This window comes from Stenotrophomonas sp. BIO128-Bstrain (genome assembly GCF_030128875.1).
In the GTDB taxonomy this organism is placed as follows: domain Bacteria; phylum Pseudomonadota; class Gammaproteobacteria; order Xanthomonadales; family Xanthomonadaceae; genus Stenotrophomonas; species Stenotrophomonas bentonitica_A.
Window position 1 is genome coordinate 1,714,271 of record NZ_CP124620.1, and the last position, 21,675, is coordinate 1,735,945.

Annotated in this window: 22 protein-coding genes; 21 read left to right on the top strand and 1 reads right to left on the bottom strand. The window is 66.3% G+C overall.

Going from position 1 to position 21,675, the window contains the following annotated elements:
- Positions 1-89 precede the first annotated feature (89 nt).
- Positions 90-737 (bottom strand): flagellar basal body P-ring formation chaperone FlgA, encoded by a 648-nt coding sequence (gene flgA / locus POS15_RS07595; protein WP_019184773.1) that lies wholly within the window; start codon positions 735-737, stop codon positions 90-92.
- 105 nt (positions 738-842) lie between these two features.
- On the opposite strand from flgA, the gene POS15_RS07600 reads away from it, so the two are divergent.
- The 21 genes from POS15_RS07600 to rpoN all read left to right on the top strand — a co-directional run bounded on the left by POS15_RS07600 (position 843) and on the right by rpoN (position 21,661).
- Entirely contained in the window at positions 843-1,787 is a 945-nt protein-coding gene (locus POS15_RS07600; protein ID WP_284129332.1) for a chemotaxis protein, read from the top strand.
- 159 nt (positions 1,788-1,946) lie between these two features.
- Complete coding sequence (gene flgB / locus POS15_RS07605; protein ID WP_284129333.1) at positions 1,947-2,342, top strand: flagellar basal body rod protein FlgB; 396 nt, start codon at positions 1,947-1,949, stop codon at positions 2,340-2,342.
- A gap of 3 nt (positions 2,343-2,345) precedes the next feature.
- On the top strand, positions 2,346-2,753 hold the full coding sequence (gene flgC / locus POS15_RS07610) for a flagellar basal body rod protein FlgC (protein WP_019184776.1): 408 nt from the start codon (positions 2,346-2,348) through the stop codon (positions 2,751-2,753).
- Between the two features lie 26 nt (positions 2,754-2,779).
- Positions 2,780-3,466: a flagellar hook capping FlgD N-terminal domain-containing protein gene (locus tag POS15_RS07615; protein WP_019184777.1), complete on the top strand. Its 687-nt coding sequence runs from the start codon at positions 2,780-2,782 to the stop codon at positions 3,464-3,466.
- Between the two features lie 31 nt (positions 3,467-3,497).
- Positions 3,498-4,721 (top strand): flagellar hook protein FlgE, encoded by a 1,224-nt coding sequence (gene flgE / locus POS15_RS07620; RefSeq protein WP_284129336.1) that lies wholly within the window; start codon positions 3,498-3,500, stop codon positions 4,719-4,721.
- 32 nt (positions 4,722-4,753) lie between these two features.
- Positions 4,754-5,509: a flagellar basal body rod protein FlgF gene (locus POS15_RS07625; protein ID WP_019184779.1), complete on the top strand. Its 756-nt coding sequence runs from the start codon at positions 4,754-4,756 to the stop codon at positions 5,507-5,509.
- A 105-nt stretch (positions 5,510-5,614) separates the two neighbouring features.
- The gene (gene flgG / locus POS15_RS07630) at positions 5,615-6,400 is read left to right on the top strand and encodes a flagellar basal-body rod protein FlgG (protein WP_019184780.1); all 786 of its coding nucleotides are present in this window, start codon (positions 5,615-5,617) and stop codon (positions 6,398-6,400) included.
- 22 nt (positions 6,401-6,422) lie between these two features.
- Complete coding sequence (gene flgH, locus POS15_RS07635; protein WP_046272458.1) at positions 6,423-7,115, top strand: flagellar basal body L-ring protein FlgH; 693 nt, start codon at positions 6,423-6,425, stop codon at positions 7,113-7,115.
- A 61-nt stretch (positions 7,116-7,176) separates the two neighbouring features.
- Positions 7,177-8,274, top strand: a complete 1,098-nt coding sequence (locus POS15_RS07640; RefSeq protein ID WP_192814286.1) for a flagellar basal body P-ring protein FlgI — start codon at positions 7,177-7,179, stop codon at positions 8,272-8,274.
- A gap of 1 nt (position 8,275) precedes the next feature.
- Entirely contained in the window at positions 8,276-9,490 is a 1,215-nt protein-coding gene (flgJ, locus tag POS15_RS07645) for a flagellar assembly peptidoglycan hydrolase FlgJ (RefSeq protein WP_284129338.1), read from the top strand.
- 8 nt (positions 9,491-9,498) lie between these two features.
- On the top strand, positions 9,499-11,379 hold the full coding sequence (flgK, locus tag POS15_RS07650) for a flagellar hook-associated protein FlgK (protein ID WP_284129340.1): 1,881 nt from the start codon (positions 9,499-9,501) through the stop codon (positions 11,377-11,379).
- Positions 11,376-12,584 (top strand): flagellar hook-associated protein FlgL, encoded by a 1,209-nt coding sequence (flgL, locus tag POS15_RS07655; RefSeq protein ID WP_019184785.1) that lies wholly within the window; start codon positions 11,376-11,378, stop codon positions 12,582-12,584. Before flgK ends, flgL begins: the two co-directional genes overlap by 4 nt.
- An 87-nt stretch (positions 12,585-12,671) precedes the next feature.
- Positions 12,672-14,258: a flagellin gene (locus tag POS15_RS07660; RefSeq protein WP_284129343.1), complete on the top strand. Its 1,587-nt coding sequence runs from the start codon at positions 12,672-12,674 to the stop codon at positions 14,256-14,258.
- Positions 14,259-14,481: 223 nt separating this feature from the next.
- The gene (locus tag POS15_RS07665; protein ID WP_284129345.1) at positions 14,482-16,026 is read left to right on the top strand and encodes a flagellin; all 1,545 of its coding nucleotides are present in this window, start codon (positions 14,482-14,484) and stop codon (positions 16,024-16,026) included.
- Between the two features lie 183 nt (positions 16,027-16,209).
- Entirely contained in the window at positions 16,210-17,550 is a 1,341-nt protein-coding gene (gene fliD, locus POS15_RS07670) for a flagellar filament capping protein FliD (protein WP_019184788.1), read from the top strand.
- Positions 17,551-17,687: 137 nt separating this feature from the next.
- Positions 17,688-18,107: a flagellar export chaperone FliS gene (gene fliS, locus POS15_RS07675; RefSeq protein ID WP_019184789.1), complete on the top strand. Its 420-nt coding sequence runs from the start codon at positions 17,688-17,690 to the stop codon at positions 18,105-18,107.
- On the top strand, positions 18,104-18,391 hold the full coding sequence (locus POS15_RS07680) for a hypothetical protein (protein WP_019184790.1): 288 nt from the start codon (positions 18,104-18,106) through the stop codon (positions 18,389-18,391). Before fliS ends, POS15_RS07680 begins: the two co-directional genes overlap by 4 nt.
- On the top strand, positions 18,388-18,687 hold the full coding sequence (locus tag POS15_RS07685; RefSeq protein ID WP_284129347.1) for a hypothetical protein: 300 nt from the start codon (positions 18,388-18,390) through the stop codon (positions 18,685-18,687). The genes POS15_RS07680 and POS15_RS07685 overlap by 4 nt, the downstream gene beginning before the upstream one ends.
- Positions 18,684-19,265 (top strand): PilZ domain-containing protein, encoded by a 582-nt coding sequence (locus POS15_RS07690; RefSeq protein WP_019184792.1) that lies wholly within the window; start codon positions 18,684-18,686, stop codon positions 19,263-19,265. The genes POS15_RS07685 and POS15_RS07690 overlap by 4 nt, the downstream gene beginning before the upstream one ends.
- Before the next feature lie 87 nt (positions 19,266-19,352).
- Positions 19,353-19,985, top strand: coding sequence for a response regulator transcription factor (locus POS15_RS07695; protein ID WP_026070039.1), 633 nt, complete (start codon positions 19,353-19,355; stop codon positions 19,983-19,985).
- Between the two features lie 263 nt (positions 19,986-20,248).
- On the top strand, positions 20,249-21,661 hold the full coding sequence (rpoN, locus tag POS15_RS07700) for an RNA polymerase factor sigma-54 (protein ID WP_284129348.1): 1,413 nt from the start codon (positions 20,249-20,251) through the stop codon (positions 21,659-21,661).
- Positions 21,662-21,675: the final 14 nt, after the last annotated feature.

Genomic DNA, 21,675 nt, shown 5'->3' on the forward strand with positions numbered 1-21,675 from the left:
GTTCACAAGGGATAACGGCCGGGCGGACGCCATCTTTAGGGGAATATTGCAGGTTTCGCGGGGAAAGTGGCGCGTATTCACAATGGTGTTCAGCGCGTCACTAAAACGTCACCGCTGGCCGCGACGGTGCCCTGCACGATCTTGCGCGAGGACAGGTTCTCGACCGAGACCCGCTCGTTTTCGCCGGCATCGGCCATGGCGCGTCCGGCTACCCGGACCTCCACCCCGCCCCGCCGCGACACCAGCGCGACACTGTCGCCCCGCCGCACCAGCCGCTGCGCGACCAGATCATTGGCCGAGAGCAGGCTGCCCGCACTGAGGGTCCTGCGTGCCACGCGGCCGACCGCAGCGGCCGGATCGGCCAGCGCAGCACCGGCGATCCGTGCCGCATCACGCTGGCCAGTGGTGATATCGGCCGCCGAGAGGGTTTCTCCAGCGGCCACGCCACGGTTGAGGATCAGCACGGTCTGGTTGCGACGCACTTTCACGGGCACGAACAGGCGCCAGCCACCCGCATCGGGGCAGCTGACCTCCACGGTGCTGCTGCCGGTCGGCTGGGCCGCCAGCGGCTGGCCGCAGGCCGGCAGGCGCAGTGCCGAGTCCAGCGTGGTGTCACCTTCACTGCCGGCCGGCAGGGTGCCCAGCGCCGCCTGGCGGATGCTGTCCACGGGTTGCCAGCCACCGGCGGCCCAGGCGGGCGCCACCAGCAGCAGCGCGGCAAGGACAAGAGAACGCATGGGCACTCCACGGGCAAGGAACATGGGCAGCACGATGCAAGGGCCGTGCCGAACCCCTGCGCATGCCGCGCTCAAGTCATCGGCGGTGCCGCCGATACCAAGGCCATGTCCCATGACCTGCTCAACCGCATCGACCAGCGTACGCGCCTGGCCGGCCACAATCGTCTGGCCCTGCTGCTGTTCCGGCTGGGTGGACGTCAGCTTTTTGGCGTGAATGTCTTCAAGGTGCAGGAAGTCCTGCGCCGCCCCGGCCTGTTCCAGGTGCCGGGGCTGCCCAGCCAGTTCGCCGGCGTGGCCGATGTGCGTGGCCGCTCGGTGCCGGTGCTGGACCTGGGCCTGGCGATCGGCCACCCCGAGCGTGAGCCCGATGCCGACAAGGCGCCCGGCTACCTGGTGGTGACCGAGTTCAACCGCTCCATCCAGGGCTTCCTGGTCAGCGGTGTGGAACGCATCGTCAACATCGCCGTGGAAGACATCCACCCGCCGCCCGAACTGGGCGCCGAGTCGAGCTACCTGACCGCCGTGACCCGTTTCCAGGGCGAGCTGATCCAGGTGATCGACGTGGAAAGCGTGCTGGCCGACATCGCTGAGATCCGCGGTGAGGCGGTGCTGGATCCCTCCATGGCCCTGCCGCCCGATGCCCCGCCGATGCAGGTGCTGGTGGTGGACGACTCGCGCGTGGCCCGCCAGCAGATCCGCAGCGTGCTGGACCAGCTGGGGGTCGGGGCGACCCTGCTCTCGGACGGCAAGCAGGCCCTGGATCACCTCCTGCAGATCCATGCTTCGGGCGAGAACCCGGCCGAGCGCTACGCCATGGTGATCTCCGATATCGAGATGCCGGCGATGGACGGCTACACCCTGACGACGGAAATCCGGCGTCACCCGGGCCTGGCCGGCATGTACGTGCTGCTGCACACCTCCCTGTCGGGCGTGTTCAACAACGCGATGGTGGAACGGGTCGGCGCGAACGCGTTCGTGGCCAAGTACTCCCCGCATGAGCTGGCGGACTTCCTGCTGGACCGCCTGCGCAAGGTGGCGATGGCGGCATGACACGCCGCCCACCGCGGCCGGAATGACCCCCGGCCGCTAGGCGACATCCACGCCCGGCGTGGATCCACCCCGGCGTGAAAACGCCGCCGGGGAGCGGCCCGCCGCCCCCTCTGGCACGCCGCTTGCACTGCCCCAGGCATCGTCCCGTGGGAGTGCGTCATGCCCAATCTGATTTCGAACTATCTGGGTGTCCACGCCCAGGCCATGCCGTTGCGCGAGCAGCGGATGAAGCTGATCGCCAGCAACCTGAGCAACGCCGACACCCCCGGGTACAAGGCCCAGGACCTGGACTTCGATGCCGCCCTGCGCAATGCCCAGGGGCTGGATGCCAATGGTCGGATGAAGACCACCAACGAACAGCATTATGAGATCGGCAACGGATTGAACCCGTTCCAGATCGCCAAGGAAGGCGTGCAGCCGAGCATCGACGGCAACACCGTCGACCCGGATGCAGAGCGTGCCGCCTACGGCCGCGCCGCGCTGGAGTACCGCGCCTCGCTGAGCTTCGTCGAATCCAAGGTGCGCTCCATGCTCACCGCGATCACGGGGCAGTAAGCCATGAGCAATCTGCCCATCTTCGACATCGCCGGGTCCGCGCTGCAGGCGCAGTCCGTGCGCATGAGCACCATCGCCTCCAACCTCTCCAATGCCGACACCGTCGCCGGCTCGGCCGATGCGGTCTACAAGCCGCTGGAGCCGATCTTCCAGTCGGTGACCAGCCGCAACGATCCGAACATCACCACGGTGCAGGTCAAGGAGATCAGCCAGAGCAACGCCGCGCCGATCCAGCGCTACGAGCCGGGCCACCCGCTGGCCGATGCCGATGGCTACATCTACCAGCCGGACGTGGACCCGGTCGCGCAGATGGTCAACCTGATCTCCACCTCGCGCAATTACCAGGCGGGCGTGGAAATGCTGACCACCGCCAAGGAACTGGCGCTGGCCACGCTGACCATGGGTCGCTGACCCTCTTACCGCAGGAATCCCCTCCCATGAGCAGCACCACCGGCGTCGGCCAGAACAGCAGCGACATCTACACCGCACTGGGCCTGAACGCGCCCAACAGCGATACCAGCAAGAAGAAGAGCACCCTGGACCAGGCCGATTTCATGCGCCTGATGACCGAGCAGCTGCGGCACCAGGATCCGCTCAAGCCGATGGACAACACCCAGATGGTCGCGCAGATGGCGCAGCTGTCGCAGGTCCAAGGCATCACCGACCTCAACAACACGGTCAAGGGCTTCCAGGATTCGATGTCCAGCGACCAGATCCTGCGCGGCGCGGCCCTGGTCGGCCACGAAGTGCTGGTGCCGTCGGAAAAGCTGGCCCTGGAGAAGGATGGCGATGTGACCGGCATGGTCGCCGCGCCCGGTGCGGGCTTCGTGACGGTGGACATCACCGACGCCAACGGCGTCAAGGTCAACCAGATCAGCGTGGAAGCCAAGGCCTCCGGCGAAGTCACCTTCGATTGGGACGGCAAGGATGCCAACGGCAACCGCATGGCCGAAGGCACCTACACCATCGCCGCCTCGCACACCGATACCGCCGGCACCAAGACCAAGCTCAACACCTACGTGCAGGCCCCGGTGGAGAGCGTCACGGTCGGCACGGACGGCCTGTACCTCAACCTCAAGGGTCTGGGCACGGCCCCGATCGACTACGTGCTCCGCATCAGCTGAGCCGCCTCACCCGCATCCACAGGAGCATCCCATGGGCTTCAACGTCTCGTTGTCCGGCATCAACGCAGCCAATGCCGATCTGAACGTCACCGCGAACAACATCGCCAACGTCAACACCACCGGCTTCAAACAGTCGCGCGCGGAGTTCGCCGATCTGTTCTCGGCCACCAGTTATGGCCTGTCAAAGAACGCGGTCGGTTCCGGCGTGCGGGTGACCAACGTGGCCCAGCAGTTCTCGCAGGGCAACAACGAACAGACCGGGCGCAGCCTGGACATGGCCATTTCCGGCGAAGGTTTCTTCACCCTGACCATGAACGGTGAGCGCGTGTACTCGCGCGCCGGCAATTTCCAGACCGACCAGGCCGGTTACGTGACCAACCCGCAGGGTGCGCGCCTGCAGGTGTTCGCCCCGAATGCGGACGGCACCAACTTCGATGCCGGCCGCCTGACCGACCTGCAGCTGATGACCACCGACAGCCCGCCGCGGCAGACCGGCAAGGTCGATGTGAGCTTCACCCTCCCGGCCAACGCCAAGCAGCCGACGGTCGCCGCCTTCGACCCGACCGACTCCAACAGCTACAACCACTCCACCGGCGGCATCACCGTGTACGACTCGCTGGGCGTGAGCCACACCCAGACCTCCTACTTCGTGAAGACCGAAAACCCGAACGAGTGGCAGGTTTACAACTACGTGGACGGCAAGGCCGCTGGGACCCCGGCCACGCTGCAGTTCTCCGACAGCGGTGCGTTGACCAGCCCGGCCGACGGCCAGATCGTCATGGATCCGTTCATCCCGACCACCGGCGCCGGCGTGCTGTCGATGTCGCTGAACCTGAGCGGCTCGACCCAGTACGGCGAGAAGTTCGCGCTGCGCAACACCCAGCAGGACGGCTATGCGGCAGGCAAGCTCAACGAGATCACCGTCTCCGAAGAGGGTATCGTCTACGCCCGCTACTCCAATGGCGATGACAAGGCGCTGGGCCAGGTCGCCCTGACCACCTTCAACAACGCACAGGGCCTGGAAGCCAAGGGCAACAACCTGTGGACGGAAAGCTTCGCCTCGGGCACGCCGCGTACCGGTGCGCCGGACAGCTCCAACCTGGGCAAGATCCAGGCCGGTTCGCTGGAAGCCTCCACGGTCGACCTGACCGAGCAGCTGGTCAACATGATCACCGCCCAGCGCAACTTCCAGGCCAACTCGCAGATGGTCTCCACGCAGGACCAGATCACCCAGACCATCATCAACCTGCGTTGATGAGCCACTGACCGCAACACGGGATTACACCGATGGACAAGGCACTCTACGTCGCGATGACCGGTGCACGCGCCTCCCTGCAGGCGCAGGGCACGCTGTCGCACAACCTGGCCAACACCGATACCCCCGGCTTCAAGGAGGCGCTCGCCAACACCGAGGCCTTCCCGATCAAGGGGACCGGCTATGCCTCGCGCGTGGATGCCCTGCACGTGGATGCCGGCTTCAACCGGCGCATGGGCGCCCAGCAGATCACCGGCAACCCGCTGGATCTGTCCCTGCAGGCCGGCAACTGGCTGGCCGTGCAGGCACCGGGCGCCAATGGCGGCGAGGCGTATACCCGCGGCGCCGCGCTGTCGATCACGCCCAATGGCCAGCTGGTGACCGCCGGCGGCCATCCGGTGCTGGATGAGAACGGCAACCCGATCGCGATCCCGCCGCACCAGGCGATGGACATCGGCAACGACGGCACGATCTCGATCATCCCGCTGGGCGAAGGCCCGCAGACGATGGCCAACATCGGCCGCATCCGCGTGGTGCAGGCCGACGACGCACGGCTGGAACGCGGCCTGGATGGGCTGATGCGCAACAACGACCCGCAGCAGCCCTTCGTGCAGGCCCAGGGCAAGTCGCTGGAAAGCGGCCAGCTGGAAGGCAGCAACGTCGATGCGGCCGGTGCGCTGGTGCAGATGATCCAGCTGCAGCGCCAGTACGAAATGCAGGTGAAGGTCATCAAGCACGGCGATGACAACGCACGCAGCGCCAACAGCCTGCTGCGCCTGGGCGGTTGACCGCGCGCCGTGACGTAATCCCGGCGCCGTTCTGGCACGCGCCATGCATTGCCCTTCGCAAGGGCCGCACCACGCGGCCACCCGCTACAACACAGGAATGACGCCATGAACCAGGCATTGTGGATCGCCAAGACCGGACTGGATGCGCAGCAGACGCGCATGTCGGTGGTTTCCAACAACCTCGCCAACACCAACACCACCGGTTTCAAGCAGGACCGTGCCAGTTTCGAAGACCTGCTGTACCAGCAGGTCCGTCAGCCGGGCGGTGCGTCCTCGGCGCAGACGCAGCTGCCCACCGGCCTGCAGATCGGCACCGGCGTGCGCGTGGTGGCCACCGCCAAGAACTTCGAGCAGGGCAGCCAGCAGCAGACCGGCCGCGCACTGGATGTGATGGTCAACGGCCGCGGGTTCTTTGAAGTGCAGATGCCGGACGGTTCCTCGGCCTATACCCGCGACGGCTCGTTCCAGCGCAACCAGGATGGCGAGCTGGTCACCAACAGCGGCTACCCGGTGCAGCCGGGCATCCAGATTCCCGAAGGCGCGCAGTCGCTGACCATCGGCACCGACGGCACGATCAGCGTGAAGATGGCCGACGACGCCGCCTCGGTGGAAATCGGCGCACTGACCCTGACCGACTTCGTCAACCCGGCCGGCCTGCAGGCCCGCGGTGAAAACCTGTTCCTGGAAACCACCGCCTCCGGCCCGGCGCAGAACGGCAATCCCGGCCTCAACGGCCTGGGCACCGTGGTGCAGGGTGCGCTGGAAGGCAGCAACGTCAACGTGGTGGAAGAGCTGGTTTCGATGATCGAAACCCAGCGCGCCTACGAAATGAACGCCAAGGCGATCTCCACCACCGACGCGATGCTCGGCTACCTCAACCAGAACGTCTGATCGGTCGACCCGGGAACCTGCCATGTCGCGTCTTGCCCCTACCCTCCGCCTGCTCGCCGCCGCCGCCCTCATCGCCACCCTCGGGGGCTGCGTGATCGCCGGCGATGTCCGCCCCTACCCGGCCATGGCGCCGGTGGAACCGATCATGCCGCCCTCGGCCCAGGCCACGGCCGGTGCGATCTACGCCGCCGGCCCCGGCCTGCAGCTGTATTCGGACCGCCGCGCCCGCGATGTCGGTGATCTGCTCACGATCACGCTGACCGAGAACACGACCGCGCAGACCACCGCCAATACCTCCACCTCGAAAGAGTCGGAGCTGAGCATCGGCACGCCGACGATCTTCGGTGCCCCGGTGACGCTGGGCGGCAAGGACATCCTCAGCGCCAGTGCCGCCGGCTCGCGCGACTTCACCGGCAAGGGCACCAGCGCGCAGAGCAACCGCCTGCAGGGCAGCGTGACCGTCACGGTGATCCAGCGCCTGCCCAACGGCAACCTGGTCGTGCAGGGCGCCAAGAACCTGCGCCTGAACCGGGGCGATGAGCTGGTGCAGGTGCAGGGCATCGTGCGCGCGGCGGACATCTTCCCGGACAACACCATTCCCTCCAGCCGCGTTGCCGATGCCCGCATCGTCTACGGCGGCCGCGGCGCGATCGCCCAATCCAACGCGATGGGCTGGCTGAGCCGCTTCTTCAACTCGGCGCTGGCGCCGTACTGAGCCTGACATGACCTTCTTCCCCTCCCCGTTCCGGCAGCGACGCGCGGCGTCGTTCCACACCATGCGTGCCGTGCTGGCACTGCTGGCCGTGTTCGCGCTGGTCGCGCCCGCCTCCGCCGAACGCATCAAGGACCTGGCCCAGGTCGGCGGCGTGCGTGGCAACGCGCTGGTCGGCTACGGTCTGGTGGTCGGCCTGGATGGCAGCGGCGACCGCACCAGCCAGGCGCCCTTCACGGTGCAGAGCCTGAAGAACCTGCTGGGCGAGCTGGGCGTCAACGTGCCGGCCAACGTCAATCCGCAGTTGAAGAACGTGGCGGCCGTGGCCATCCATGCCGAGCTGCCGCCGTTCGCCAAGCCCGGCCAGCCGATCGACATCACCGTTTCCTCGGTGGGCAACGCGGTCTCGCTGCGCGGTGGCTCGCTGTTGATGGCGCCGCTGCGCGGTGCCGATGGGCAGGTCTACGCCATCGCCCAGGGCAACCTGATCGTGGGCGGCTTCGGTGCGCAGGGCAAGGATGGCTCGCGCGTGTCGGTCAACGTGCCCAGCGTCGGGCGTATTCCCAACGGCGCTACCGTCGAGCGTGCGCTGCCGGATGTGTTCAGCGGCGGTGGCGACATCACCCTGAACCTGCACAAGAACGACTTCACCACGGTCTCGCGGATGGTGGCGGCACTCAACAATGCCTTCGGTGAAGGCGCCGCGCGTGCGATCGATGGCGTCACCGTGGCGGTCAACGCGCCGTCCGACCCAGGCGCACGCATCGGCCTGCTGGCGCGCATCGAGAACCTGGAACTGACCCCCGGCAGTGCGCCGGCCAAGGTGGTGGTCAATTCGCGTACCGGCACGGTGGTGATCGGCGCGCAGGTGCGCGTGGGCGCCGCGGCGATCTCCCATGGCTCGCTGACCGTGACCATCAACGAGAACGCCAACGTCAGCCAGCCGGGCGCGTTCAGTGGCGGCCAGACCGTGGTGACGCCGCAGTCCACCATCACCGCCACCAACGATGGCAGCCGCATGTTCAAGTTCAACGGCGGCACCACCCTGGATGAAATCGTGCACGCGGTGAATGCCGTGGGCGCGGCCCCGGGCGATCTGATCGCCATCCTGGAAGCCCTCAAGCAGGCCGGCGCGCTCAGTGCCGAACTCGAGGTGATCTGACATGCGCATCCAACCGGCCCTGGAACTCAATCCCGCCCAGCCCAACAGCCCGGCCAAGGTCGACAAGGTCGCCCGCCAGCTGGAAGGCCAGTTCGCGCAGATGCTGATCAAGAGCATGCGCGAGGCGAGCTTTGGCGATTCGCTGTTCCCCGGCGAAAACACCATGTTCCGCGAGATGTACGACCAGAAGATCGCCGATGCGATGACCCGCGGGCGCGGCCTGGGGCTGTCGAGCATGATCGCGCGCCAGCTGGGCGGCGCCGAAGGCGAGGCGGCCAAGCCGGTCGACACCACGCTCAATCCGGCCGCGGCGCTGCGCGCCTACCGCCTCAATGCACCGGCCGCCGGCATGCCGCTGCCGGCCAGTGCCGCGCCGCCCGCGCCGCGCGAGGCCGACCTGCTGCAGCAGTTGAACGGCGAGGCACCCTCTGCCGTCCTGCAGCCGATGGAACGCGCGCTGGACCTGATCGCGGGCCGTGAAAGCAGCCAGATGCATGAGGCGATCGGCCGCAGCGATCCGTATGCGGCGGCTGCCGGGAGCGACCCAGCCAGCGCCGACTGGGCCATGGGCGATGACCGCTGGAGCGGTGTGACCCGCCCGGCGGCCAGCGGCCCCAGCGCAGTCGACAACCTGGCCGCCTCCACCGCTGCGGCCGAACTGGGTCCGCATACCCCGGCCGGCTTCGTTGCCAGCATCTGGGGCCATGCGCAACAGGCCGCGCGTGAACTGGGCGTGGATGCCAAGGCGCTGGTCGCCCAGGCCGCGCTGGAAACCGGCTGGGGCCGCAAGCTGGTCCGCCGCAGTGGCGGTGACAGCTCGCACAACCTGTTCGGGATCAAGGCCAATGGCTGGCAGGGTGAACGCGCCACCAGCGGCACCCACGAGTACGTCAACGGTGTGCGCCGCAACGAGACGGCGAGCTTCCGCGCCTACAACTCGGTGGGCGAGAGCTTCGCCGACTACGTGCGCCTGCTCAAGACCAGCCCGCGCTACCAGAACGCCCTGCAGGCCGGCAGCGATGTGCGCAGCTTCGCGCAGGGCCTGCAGCGCGCCGGCTACGCCACTGACCCGACCTACGCGGCCAAGATCGCCGCGATCGCCGGCGGCCCGACCATCGAGCGCGCCGTTGCGGCGGTGAGCGATGCCGGCGAGCGCCTGGGCCGCACTTTTGCCAGCACCGCCAGCCCGACCGGGCTGGGTGTCATCCGTCGTTGAGGTAACCCATGTCCAGCGTACTCTCCACCGGCACCAGCGCCCTGCTCGCTTTCCAGCGGGCCCTGGCGACCACCAGCCACAACGTCGCCAACATCAAAACGCCTGGCTACAGCCGGCAGAAGGTGGACTTCGCCACCGCCAACCCGCAGAACTACGGGTATGGCGACGTCGGCAATGGCACCCGCATCACCGATGTCCGCCGCGTGGCGGACCAGCTGGCCATCTCGCGCCTGCTCGATGGCAGCGGTGAGCTGGCGCGCCTGAAGCAGTTGTCCACGATGGCCGACCGGGTCGATGCCATGTTCTCCGACGCCTCCACCAACGTGGCCGGGGTCTGGTCGAACTTCTTCGATTCGGTCAGCGGACTCTCATCCAACGCCTCGGGCAGCGCCGACCGGCAGAACGTGCTGGACAGCGGCAAGACCCTGGCCAACCGCTTCCAGCAGCTCAATACCCAGCTCAACAACCTCAATGGCGAGGTCAATAACGGCCTGATCGCCGGCGCCACCGAGATCAACCGGTTGGCCCAGGAGATCGCCCAGCTCAATGGTTCCATCGGCAGCAACGCAGCCACGGCGGCCCCGGACCTGCTCGATCGCCGTGACCAGCTGATCGCCAACCTGGTCGGCTACACCGGCGGCAATGCGGTGATGCAGGACGGCGGCATCATGAATGTCTACACCGCCGGCGGCCAGGCCCTGGTGGTGGGCACCACCGCCTCCAAGGTCACTACCGTGACCGATCCGTACCAGCCCGAGCGGCTGCAGCTGGCGCTGGAGAGCCAGGGTCAGAAGATCACCATCGATGGCAAAACGCTCGGTGGCCAGATCGGTGGCCTGCTGGAGTTCCGCAATACCGTCCTGACCCCGGCGCAGGCCGAGCTGGGCAAGCTGGCGATCGGCATGGCCAGCAGCTTCAACGACGTCCACCGCCAGGGCGCGGATCTGTACGGCAACATGGGCGGCGACTTCTTCACCATCGGCAACCCACGCATCACTGCCAACAGCAGCAACACCGGCACGGCCAGCATGAGCGCCAGCTTCGGCGACCTCGCCAAGCTGGATGGCCAGAACATCGTGATGAAGTTCGATGGCACCCAGTGGCAGGCCACCCGCGCCGACACCGGCGCCACGATCCCGATGACCGGCACCGGCACGGCAGCCGACCCGCTGGTGCTCAATGGCGTCAGCCTGGTCATGAGTGGTACGCCGGCCAAGGACGACCGCTTCCTGCTGCAGCCTACCGCAGGCGTGGCCGGCAGCATGGAAGTGGCGATCACCGACACCTCGCGCATCGCCGCCGCCGCGCCGATCAAGGGCAGCGCCGCGATGGCCAACACCGGCACCGGCAAGCTCACCGGGGTCAAGGTGACCGATGCCGGCAACCCGGCGCTGCGCAATCCTGCGGCGATCGTGTTCACCAGCGCTACCGAATACACCATCGATGGCGTCGGCCCGAACACCTACACCGCCGGGCAGACCATCACCGCCAACGGCTGGAGCTTCGTGCTGGACGGCGCACCCAAGCAGGGGGACACCTTCAACATCGGGCCGACCCCGGCCGGCTCTTCGGACAACAGCAATGCGCTGCTGCTGGCCAAGGTCGAAGACGCCAAAACGTTCAATGCAGGCACGGTGACGCTCAGTGGCGCGCTGGGCGGCTTGACCACCCAGGTCGGCGCCGCCGCCCGCTCGGCCGAGTACTCGCTGCAGGCCCAGCAGGTGATCACCGATCAGGCGCAGGCCGCACGCGACTCGATATCCGGCGTGAATCTGGATGAGGAAGCGGCCGACATGCTTCGCCTTCAACAGGCCTACCAGGCTGCATCGCAGCTGATCTCCACCGCCGACACCATGTTCCAGACGATCCTGGGAGCCGTACGCTCATGAACAACCGCATCTCTACCGGCATGATGTTCAACCAGTCGGTTTCGCTGATGCTGGCCAAGCAGGCCAAGCTGAACCATCTGGAGAACCAGATCGCCACCGGGAGCAAGATCGTCTCCGCCAAGGACGACCCGGTCTCGGCCGGCGCTGCGGTCGGCCTGGATCGTGTCGTCGCCGGGCTGGAGCAGTTGGGCAAGAACGCCAACAACGTCCAGAACCGCCTCGGCATGCAGGAGAACGCGCTGGCGCAGGTCAACGACCTGATGTCGCGCGCGGTCGAGCTGAGCATCCAGGCCAACAGCCCGGTGCCCAAGAGCAGCGACCTGAAGGCCATCGTCAGCGAACTGAAGACCATCCAGCAGAGCCTGTTGTCGCTGGCCAATTCCAAGGACGGCAGTGGCCGCTACCTCTTCGGCGGAAACAACGATGCTGACGCCCCCTTCCTGCTCACCGGCGGCAGTGTCAGCTACACCGGTGACCAGAGCCAGCGACAGGTGGAGGTCGCCCCCGGGCAACTGGTATCCGATGCCCTGCCCGGCAGCGACATCTTCATGCGCATCCGCACCGGCGATGGCACGGTGGATGCCAGTGCGAGCGCCGGCAACACCGGCAGCGGTCTGCTGACCTCGGTCAGTCGCGACGGCACCGGCGCGTGGGCAGGCGGTTCGCTGACCGTGCACTTCACCGATGCCGGTGAGGGCGCCTACGAGGTTCTGGACGCCGGCGGCGCCGTGGTCGGCACTGGCACGCATGCTGCCGGGGAAGACATCGTGGTCGCCGGTGTTCGTCTTCGTATCGAAGGCAAGCCCGCCGCCGGCGATGCGTTCAACGTCGGCGATGCGGAGACACGCGACATCTTCTCCACCCTGGACAAGCTGGTCAGTGCGCTGGAAACCGATCCGTCGACCGACAGCGATCGCGCCGCACTGCAGAACACCCTGCAGTCCAGCATCCGCGACATCACCCGCGCATCGGAAAACATGATCGATGCGCGTGCCAAAGGCGGTGCCCAGCTGGCCGCCATCGACAGCGCGGCCAGTGCGCGTGAATCCACTGCTGTCACCGTCAAATCCACGCTGTCGACCATGCGTGACCTCGACTACGCCGATGCCATCGGCCAGTACAAGCTGGAGAGCGCCGCTCTCCAGGCTGCACAGACCATTTTCAGCCAGATGCAATCGATGTCCCTCTTCAACATGATCCGCTGATCCCCCCTTCCCTTCCTCTGAATCCACGCAGGGCGCATCCCGCGCCAGACCCACCCGACCCGAATCGAGCACCCACGGAGACGCAACATGGCACAGATCATCAACACCAACACGATGTCGCTGAATGCTCAGCGCAACCTGACCACCAGCAGCAACTCGCTGGCCACCTCCATCCAGCGCCTGTCGTCCGGCCTGCGCATCAACAGCGCCAAGGATGACGCGGCCGGCCTGGCGATCTCCGAGCGCTTCACCACCCAGATCCGTGGCCTGAACCAGGCTGCCCGCAACGCCAACGACGGCATTTCGCTGGCGCAGACCGCGGAAGGCGCGCTGGGCGAAGTCGGCAACAACCTGCAGCGCATCCGCGAGCTGGCCGTGCAGGCCCGCAGCGCCACCAACTCCTCTTCCGATCGCCAGGCGCTGAATGCCGAAGTGCAGTTGCTGAAGCAGGAAATCCAGCGCGTGGCCGAACAGACCAACTTCAACGGCACCAGCCTACTGGACGGCAGCTTCACCAACCAGGCCTTCCAGATCGGCGCCGACCAGGGCCAGACCATCAACATTTCGCAGATCGCCAATGCGAATGTGCACATGTTGGGAAACTGGACCACGGCTTCCCGCGCTGCTTCGCTAGTGGGTACCTCGCCGACCGGCGCGACCGCTGCGGCAGCCACTCCGGCTACTGTAAGCATCGGTGCCATTGCGGGCGGTGCTGGTGGCACTGCCGGAAGCACCCTGGCGACCACCTTCACTGCCGATAACGGCAAGTCGGTCAGCATCAACATCACCGGTACGGTCGACAACGCCAGCGTTGCCACGGCCCTGCAGGAGACATTCGGTGCAGACGGCAAGAACGAGGTGAACGGCTTCACCTTGGATCTCGGTGCCAGCACCACGGTCGCTGCAGCGGTTGCGGCCGGCAACCTGAAGGTGATTCGCACCGACGGTTCGAACATCGACGTCACGGAAGCGGCCACTGGCTACACGACTGCCGCCAGCCTGGGCTTCCCGACCGCCAGTACCGACGGCGTTGCAGCCGTCAGCAAGTTCGACGCGATTTCTGCTGGTCAGTTCACCATCAATGGCCAGAACATCGAAGTCGGCGCTGCCAAGGATGCCAGCGAGCGCGCTACCACTCTGGTCAATGCAATCAACGCGCAGACCCACAAGACCGGCGTGAGCGCTTCGCTGATTGACGGCAAGCTGCAGCTGACCTCGCCGGACAAGGACTTTGTTGTTGGCGGCACCCTTGCAGGCGGCTTGGCAGCCGCAACCGGTCTGACGGCCGGCAGCACCGACGCAACCGCGACGACGCCGATCGCCGGTGCTACCTCGTTCAAGGTGGGTGAAGCCGCCACCGGCTTTGCCGAATTGGATATCTCGAACCAGGAAAATGCTGACAACGCCATTCTGGCGATGGATGCCGCACTGCAGTCGATCAATTCGTCCCGTGCCGACCTGGGTGCGATCCAGAACCGATTCACCTCGACCATCGCCAATCTGAACACGACCTCGGAAAACCTTTCCGCCGCGCGCAGCCGTATCCGCGACGTGGACTACGCGCAGGAAACCGCCGAGCTGACCCGCGGCCAGATCCTGCAGCAGGCAGGCACTGCCATGCTGGCCCAGGCCAACCAGGTGCCGCAGAACGTGTTGCGACTGCTGCAGTCGTAATCCGCCGCCGGTAACAAGCTCTGAACGGGCCCCGCCATGCAGATGGCGGGGCCTTTTCGTTGGCCGCCACGAAAAAAACGGGAAAGACCGCTAAAGGCAGGGCGTGGGGTGCCGTTATTGATTTCAGCAGCGGTAGCACACCCCTTGGTGGGGCGCCAGCCACTGCCCCCCGAAACCGGTCAGGCTGCTCTGCCGGACACACTGCCAACAAGGAAACCGCACCATGGCACAAGTCATCAACACCAACACCATGTCGCTGAACGCCCAGCGCAACCTGGGCACCAGCGGCACCAACCTGGCCACCACGATCCAGCGCCTGTCCTCCGGCCTGCGCATCAACAGCGCCAAGGATGACGCGGCCGGCCTGGCCATTTCCGAGCGCTTCAGCACCCAGATCCGCGGCGCCAACCAGGCCGCCCGCAACGCCAACGACGGCATCTCGCTGGCACAGACCGCCGAAGGCGCCTTGGGTGAGATCGGCAACAATCTTCAGCGCGTCCGTGAACTGGCCGTGCAGTCGCGCAGCGCCACCAACTCGGATTCGGACCGCCAGGCGCTGAACGCCGAAGTCCAGCTGCTGAAGCAGGAAATCCAGCGCGTCGCCGAACAGACCAACTTCAACGGCACCAACCTGCTGGACGGAACCTTCACCAACCAGGCCTTCCAGATCGGCGCCAACCAGGGCCAGACGATCAACATCTCGCAGGTGGCCAACGCCAACATCAGCAAGCTGGGCAACTGGACGACCGCTTCCACCAGTGCGAGCGTCTCGGGCTCTCTGCCGGCCCTCACCGCCACCGCCAGCTCGGGTGTTTCCGGAGCATTTGGTACTGCATCCGCCGACGCTGCCGGCCAGAAGTTCACGCTGACCGTCGGTTCCACCACCGTCCTCGATGTGACTGCAGCCGCTGCCGGTGACGAAGTCGAGGCAGCAGATATCGATACGGCACTCGCTACCACTGCCGTCGCGGACGCACTGGAAGCTGAAGGCATCAAGGTCTCGGGTACGGCTGCGGCTGGCACCTTGGCCTTCGCCAAGGCTGATGGCACGGACCTCGAAGTGACCGTTGCCAACACGATGGCAACCGCGGGCGGCTTCGCCAATGCCACCTTCGCAGGTACGCACGAAGCTTCACTGGTCGGTGCTAAGTTCGGTGCCGTCACTGCCGGCCAGCTGAAGATCAATGGCGTGGATATCAAGGTTGATGAAGCCAAGACCGCGAGCGACCGCGCCACCTCGCTTGTGAACGCCGTCAATGCCAAGACCCATGAGACCGGCGTCACCGCGTCCTTGATCGAAGGCAAGCTGCAGCTGACCTCGAAGGACAAGGATTTCGCCATCGAGAGCTCCCTGAGTGCGGCAGATTTGAAGGCAGCAACGGGCTTGGCAGCTGCCAACACCGCCACGACCACCGGCGCCACTATCCAGAAGTACGATGGTGGCACCGCAGCCGAAGGCTTCGCAGGCCTGGACATCTCCTCGGTCAACGGTGCCGACAACGCCATCCTGGCGATGGATGCCGCCCTGAACTCGGTCAACTCGGCCCGTGCCGACCTGGGCGCCATCCAGAACCGCTTCACCTCGGTGGTTGCGAACCTGAACACCTCGTCGGAAAACATGTCCGCCGCCCGTAGCCGTATCCGCGACGTGGACTACGCTTCGGAAACCGCCGAGCTGACCCGCAACCAGATCCTGCAGCAGGCCGGTACCGCCATGCTGGCCCAGGCCAACCAGTCCAGCCAGAACGTGCTGAGCCTGCTGCGCTGATCCAGCGGTAGTACCTTGCAGTAACGGGAAGGGGGCGAAAGCCCCCTTCTTCGTGTCCGGAGCAAACGTGGCACGGAGCTTGCAACACGCAGGGATGCGCCCAGGCGCTCAAGCTCGTCCATCAACAGCCGATAGCAGATGCAGGACATCCGCACGGCCCGCCCCAGAACAAGGATCCCCTTCATGGCCCTCGGCACGATTGGCTCCGGCCTCGACATTCCCTCCCTGGTTTCACAGCTGGTCGCCAAGGAGCGCGAACCCCGGGAAAAGCAGATCAATACCGCCGGCGTGGCCGCCAGCGCCAAACTCTCGGCGCTGGGCACCATCAAGAGCGGCATGACCGGTCTGCAGACGGCGCTGACCACTTTGACGAAGGGCATGGCCACCCCCGGGCTGAAGACCAGCACGCCGACCGAGTCCAACTTCACCGCTGCATTGGATACCAGCACCACCGCTGGAAAAGCGGCAGCGGGTACTCACCAGGTGGAAGTCAAATCCCTGGCACAGAACCAGAAGCTGAGTTCGAAGGCCTATGAGAAAGAAGCGGTCGTCGGTGACGGTACGCTGACGATCGGCTATGGCGACAAGAGCGTCAGTGTCACCATCGAAGCGGGCGCAACGCTGGCCAAGATCGCGGCGGAGATCAATTCCGCCGCCGCCAGCAAGGGCGTGACCGCGGCGGTCGTCACCGCCGACGATGGCGAGCACCTGGTGCTGACGGCGGTGGACGCCGGCACCAAGGGTGCCCTCAAGGTCAGCGCCAGCGGCGGCAACGGCGGGCTCGCGGCGCTGCAGTACGACGGTACCGATGCCTCGACGATGGACGTGATGGTCGAAGCCAAGGATGCGGTGGTGGTGGTGGACGGGTTCACCCGGACCAGCAGCTCCAACACCATCACCGATCTGGTGCCTGGCGTCAGCCTGACCTTGACCAAGGCCAAGGAGGGCGAGACCCAGACGCTGACCATCAGCCCGGACAACAGCACGCTCAAGACCAACCTCAACGCGTTCATCACCGCCTACAACTCCATCCAGTCCACGCTGAAGAACTCCAGCGCCTACAACGCCGAAACCGGCACCGCCTCGACCATGACCGGCGATGCGATGGTGCGCGGCCTGCAGCAGCAGCTGCGCGGGCAGATAAGCGCAAACGTCAACGACCTGAAGGCGCTGGGCGTGACGATCGCCGCCGATGGCACCCTGAGCCTCAACTCGACCACGCTCGATACGGCGTTGTCCAAGAATCCCGAGGCCGCAACGAAACTGTTCGGGGCCGATGGCGCCATGGGCAAGCCGATGACCGAGCTGCTCAAGAGCAATCTCGATGCGACCACGGGCACCATCACCCAGCGCACCAGCTCGCTCAACAAACAGATCAAGGCGCTGGAAAAGCAACTGGACGACCTGGATGCGCGGATGGAAAAAGTCTCCGATCGCTACACCAAGCAGTTCACCGCCATGGAATCGCTGGTCACCCAGATGCAATCGGCCAGCAGCTCGCTGGCCTCGCAGCTGACCAGCTGATCCGCCCCGCCTTCCCCCTTTGCATACGGCAGCCTCAAGTCGGCGGCCGTATGCGCCGATAACCCAGTAAGACCTGTGCCACGCTGCGTCAACCGCGCAGGTACTCCGGCACGCAGGCAACTCAGGAGAGTCCATACATGTACGGTCCCAATCGGCAGTTCGCCGAGCAGTACCGCAAAGTCGGCGTCACCACTTCAGTGGTCGATGCCGATCCGCACAAGCTCGTCGCCCTGCTGCTGGCTGGCGCCTGCGAGCGTATCCGTACGGCCGAAGCATCGCTGCAGCGCAATGACCAGCCGCGCAAGGGCAAGGCCATCGGCGAAGCCTGCGCCATCGTCGGGCACCTCAACGGTTCGCTGGATCATGAGGCCGGCGGAGAGATCGCGGCCAACCTTTCGGCACTCTACGATTTCATCATCATGCGCCTGACCGAGGCCAACCTGCACAACGATCCAACGGCGTTGAAAGAGGCCCTTGGACTGGTGATGGAAATCGACTCGGCGTGGAACGCCATTCCGGCCGACCACCGGCAGGTGCGGCCGGTTGCTGCGCCATGAACCTGCGCCCGCTCCACGACACTCTGGATACCCTGGAAGCTGCATTGCCCAGCGGCGACCACGAAGCCAGCCAACGCTTGATGACCGACCATCTGCAGGCGGTTGCGGCGCTGTCACTGGTGGTTGAACGCCCGACCGATGCTGCGATCCAGGCGTTGCGCGACCATCAGCAGCGCGTGCTTTCGCGCATGGTCCAGCTGCGCGACGAAGCTGCCGCGCAGTTGCAGCACAGCGGGCGCTCCCTCCGCGCCGCCCACGCCTACCTGCAGGCAGAGGCACTGTGATCGCCTCGCTCGGCTCGATCAACGCACGGCTGGATGCACTGGAAGCGGCCCTGCATGATGAGAACCTGGTCGAAGCGGGTCGCCAGCTGGATGCCCTCGATGCCGCCCAGCGCAATTATCTGGCCGGTCCATCAGCCCTGTTCGACGTGCCGGGGCTGGCTTCACTACAGGCACGCCAGCAGCGCATCATGCTGTTCATGATGCGGCAGCGCGAGGGAACCAGCCGCTCTGGCCGTGACCATCGCCACCCACCCCGCGCCACACAGGCGCGCCTTTGCGCAGAATCCCTGTCATGAACGAGCTTCGCACCAGCGCCATCCATCACCCGGCCGAAAGCGAGCTGTTCGATGAGACGCTGAGCTGCGAAGTGGCGCTGCCGGCCGAGTTCCGCATCGGCAGCGCAGTGATCCGCCCCGGCACGGCCGAGACCCTGCTGCGCAGCGTGGCGCTGGTGGAGGATGCCCGCGGCGATGACGGGCATGACGACCGCAGCGATGCCACCCTGCAGGTGCAACGCCTGGAAGCCAAGCTCGATCTGGTCATGGTGCTGCTGGGCCGCCTGGTCCGGCAGAGTGCGCAGGACCTGCCACTGCGCCCCCTGCGCTGGTCACGCCGTGGCATCCGCCTGGAACAGGGCAGCCGCAGCGGCGCCGCACCGGGCAGCATGGGCGTCATCCGCCTGCAGCCCTGCGATTGGCTGCCCGACCATATCGACCTGCCCGTGGTGATCGTGGCCGAAGCGGCCAATGGCTCCGGCGCGCACTATCTGTGGCTGCGTTTCGAAGGGCTCAGCGATGCGCTGGAGATGGCCCTGGAGCGGCATCTGTTCCGGCTGCACCGCCGCCAGATCGCAGAAGCGCGTCGCCTGCGTTGACCGTACGGCCCCGACTGTGACGCATTCGGCTTGGCGGTAGGCCTTCACTCCGTTAAGGTGACGGCCTCCCCGCTCCCCAAGCAGCCTGTGCGCGTTCTCATCGTCGATGATCACACCCTGGTCCGTGCCGGCCTCAGCCGTCTGCTGCAGGGCTTTGCCGACGTCGAAGTCATCGCCGAGGCCAGCAACGCCGAGCAGGCGCTGCAGCTGAGCGTGCAGCACTCCCCGGATGTCGTCCTGATGGACCTGTCCCTGCCCGGCCGAACCGGGCTGGAGGCCCTGAGCGACATTCTCCTGCGGACGCCCGGCTCGCGCGTGGTGATGATGACCATGCACGACGACGCCGTGCACGTTCGCGATGCGCTGGATCGTGGTGCGGTCGGCTTCGTGGTCAAGGATGCCGCGCCGCAGGAACTGGAACTGGCGTTGCGCGCCGCGCATGCCGGCCAGGTGTTCCTGAGCCCGCAGATCTCGGCCAAGATGCTCGCCCCCATGCTGGGCAGGGAAAAACCGGTTGGGGTCGCAGCCCTGTCGCCGCGGCAGCGCGAGATCCTGCGCCGTATCGGCAAGGGCGAGAGCAACAAGGAAATCGCCGCGGACCTGGGCATCAGTGTCAAGACGGTGGAAACCCATCGCGCCCGGATGATGGAGTCGCTGGGCTGTCGCCGCGCCAATGACCTGGTGCTGCTCGCTGCCCGTCACCAGCACGAGCTGGAGTGATCAGCGCCGGTTCTCCGGCACACACAGCTTCCCCGCCACGCAGGGCGACGGATTTTTGAAGCCCGGCCGGCAGGCTGGGCACGGAAAGACAAGGCCTGCGCGCCAACGCCCGTCAAAATACCGCGCCGATGTCGGGATATCCCCTACACGCTGTCAGGCATTTGACGACCCGACTCAGGAACCCCCTGATTCCCGGTGTACGGGAACACAAGCAAGATGTGTTCCATAACGCACCGGGGAGTCGGTGCGAACGGGGAACCACCTTGAAAGCCTCCATGTCGACCCAGATGGGTCAGCAGCTTCACCTCACCCCTCAGCTCCTGCAGTCCATCCGTCTGCTGCAGCTGGACGGCATGCAGCTGGAACTGGAAATCCGCCGCGCGTTGGAGACCAACCCGCTGCTGGAACTGGAAGAGGCGCCGGAACCGGTCGCTGCCGACACCGATCCGGCCAGCACCACCCAGGACGTGGCCGCCTTCGACGAACTGCCGGAATCCTCCCTGTGGGACGTGCCCGGTGCCGGCTGGCAGGACGGCGACGATGACCGCATGCAGCGCGTGGCGGCCGGTGAGTCGTCCGATCCGCAGCTGCGCGCCCTGCAGCGCCTGGCGATGGAAATGGATGCCCGCGAGCTGGCCGTGGCCGGTTTCTGGCTGGAGCACTGCGACGACGCCGGCTATCTGGATGCCCCGCTCGCCCAGCTGACCCTGCTGGCCAGTGCGCGCTGCGATGTGGATGCGGCCGGCGTGGAAGCGGTGCGCCAGCAGATCCTGCACGGCGATCCGGTCGGCCTGGCCGCCCAGGACCTGCATGAATGTCTGAGCGTGCAGCTGCGCTGCCTGCCCGGCCGTGTGCCGGCCCGCCACCTTGCCCAGCGTGTGCTCGACGATGGCCTGGCCGCGCTGGCCGCACACGATTACCCGGCGCTGGCCAAGCAGCTGGATGCCGAAGTCGCCGACATCCATGAAGCCGTCCGCCTGATCCTCTCGCTGCAGCCGCGCCCGGGTGAGAGCCTGCTGCCGGAGAGCAACGGGGTGGTGATCCCGGACGTGGTCGCCTGGCACGCCGATGGCCAGTGGCGCGTCGCACTCAACCCGGCCACCAGCCGCCGCCTCAGCATCAACCCGCAGTACGAGCAGGCGCTGGCCGAGACCAGCGACGCCGCACAGCCGCTGCGCGACATGATGCAGGAGGCCCGCTGGCTGACCCGCGGTCTGTCGATGCGCTACGACACGCTGCTGCGCACCGCGCGGGTGATCATCGAGCGCCAGGCCGGCTTCCTGACCCGTGGCGAAGAAGCGATGGCACCGCTCACGCTGAAGGAAGTGGCCGACGAAATCGGCATGCACGAGTCCACCGTCTCGCGCATCACCACCGGCAAGTACCTGCAGACCCCGCGCGGCACGCTGGAACTGAAGCACTTCTTCGCGGTGCGCCTGGAAGGTGCCAGTGTGTCCGGCCAGGCCGTGAAAGCGATGGTGCGCCGCCTGATCGAGTCCGAACCGGCCGCCCGGCCGCTGGCCGACGAAGCGATCGCCGGCCTGCTCTCGCGCCAAGGGGTGAACATCGCCCGCCGTACCGTTGCAAAATACCGCGAACAACTGGACATCGCCCCGGCGCGCGAACGCCGCCGCAGCCATGCCAGCACCCCGCACCTCCTGGCCCGGGTGGGCTGAAGGAAATGGAAGAC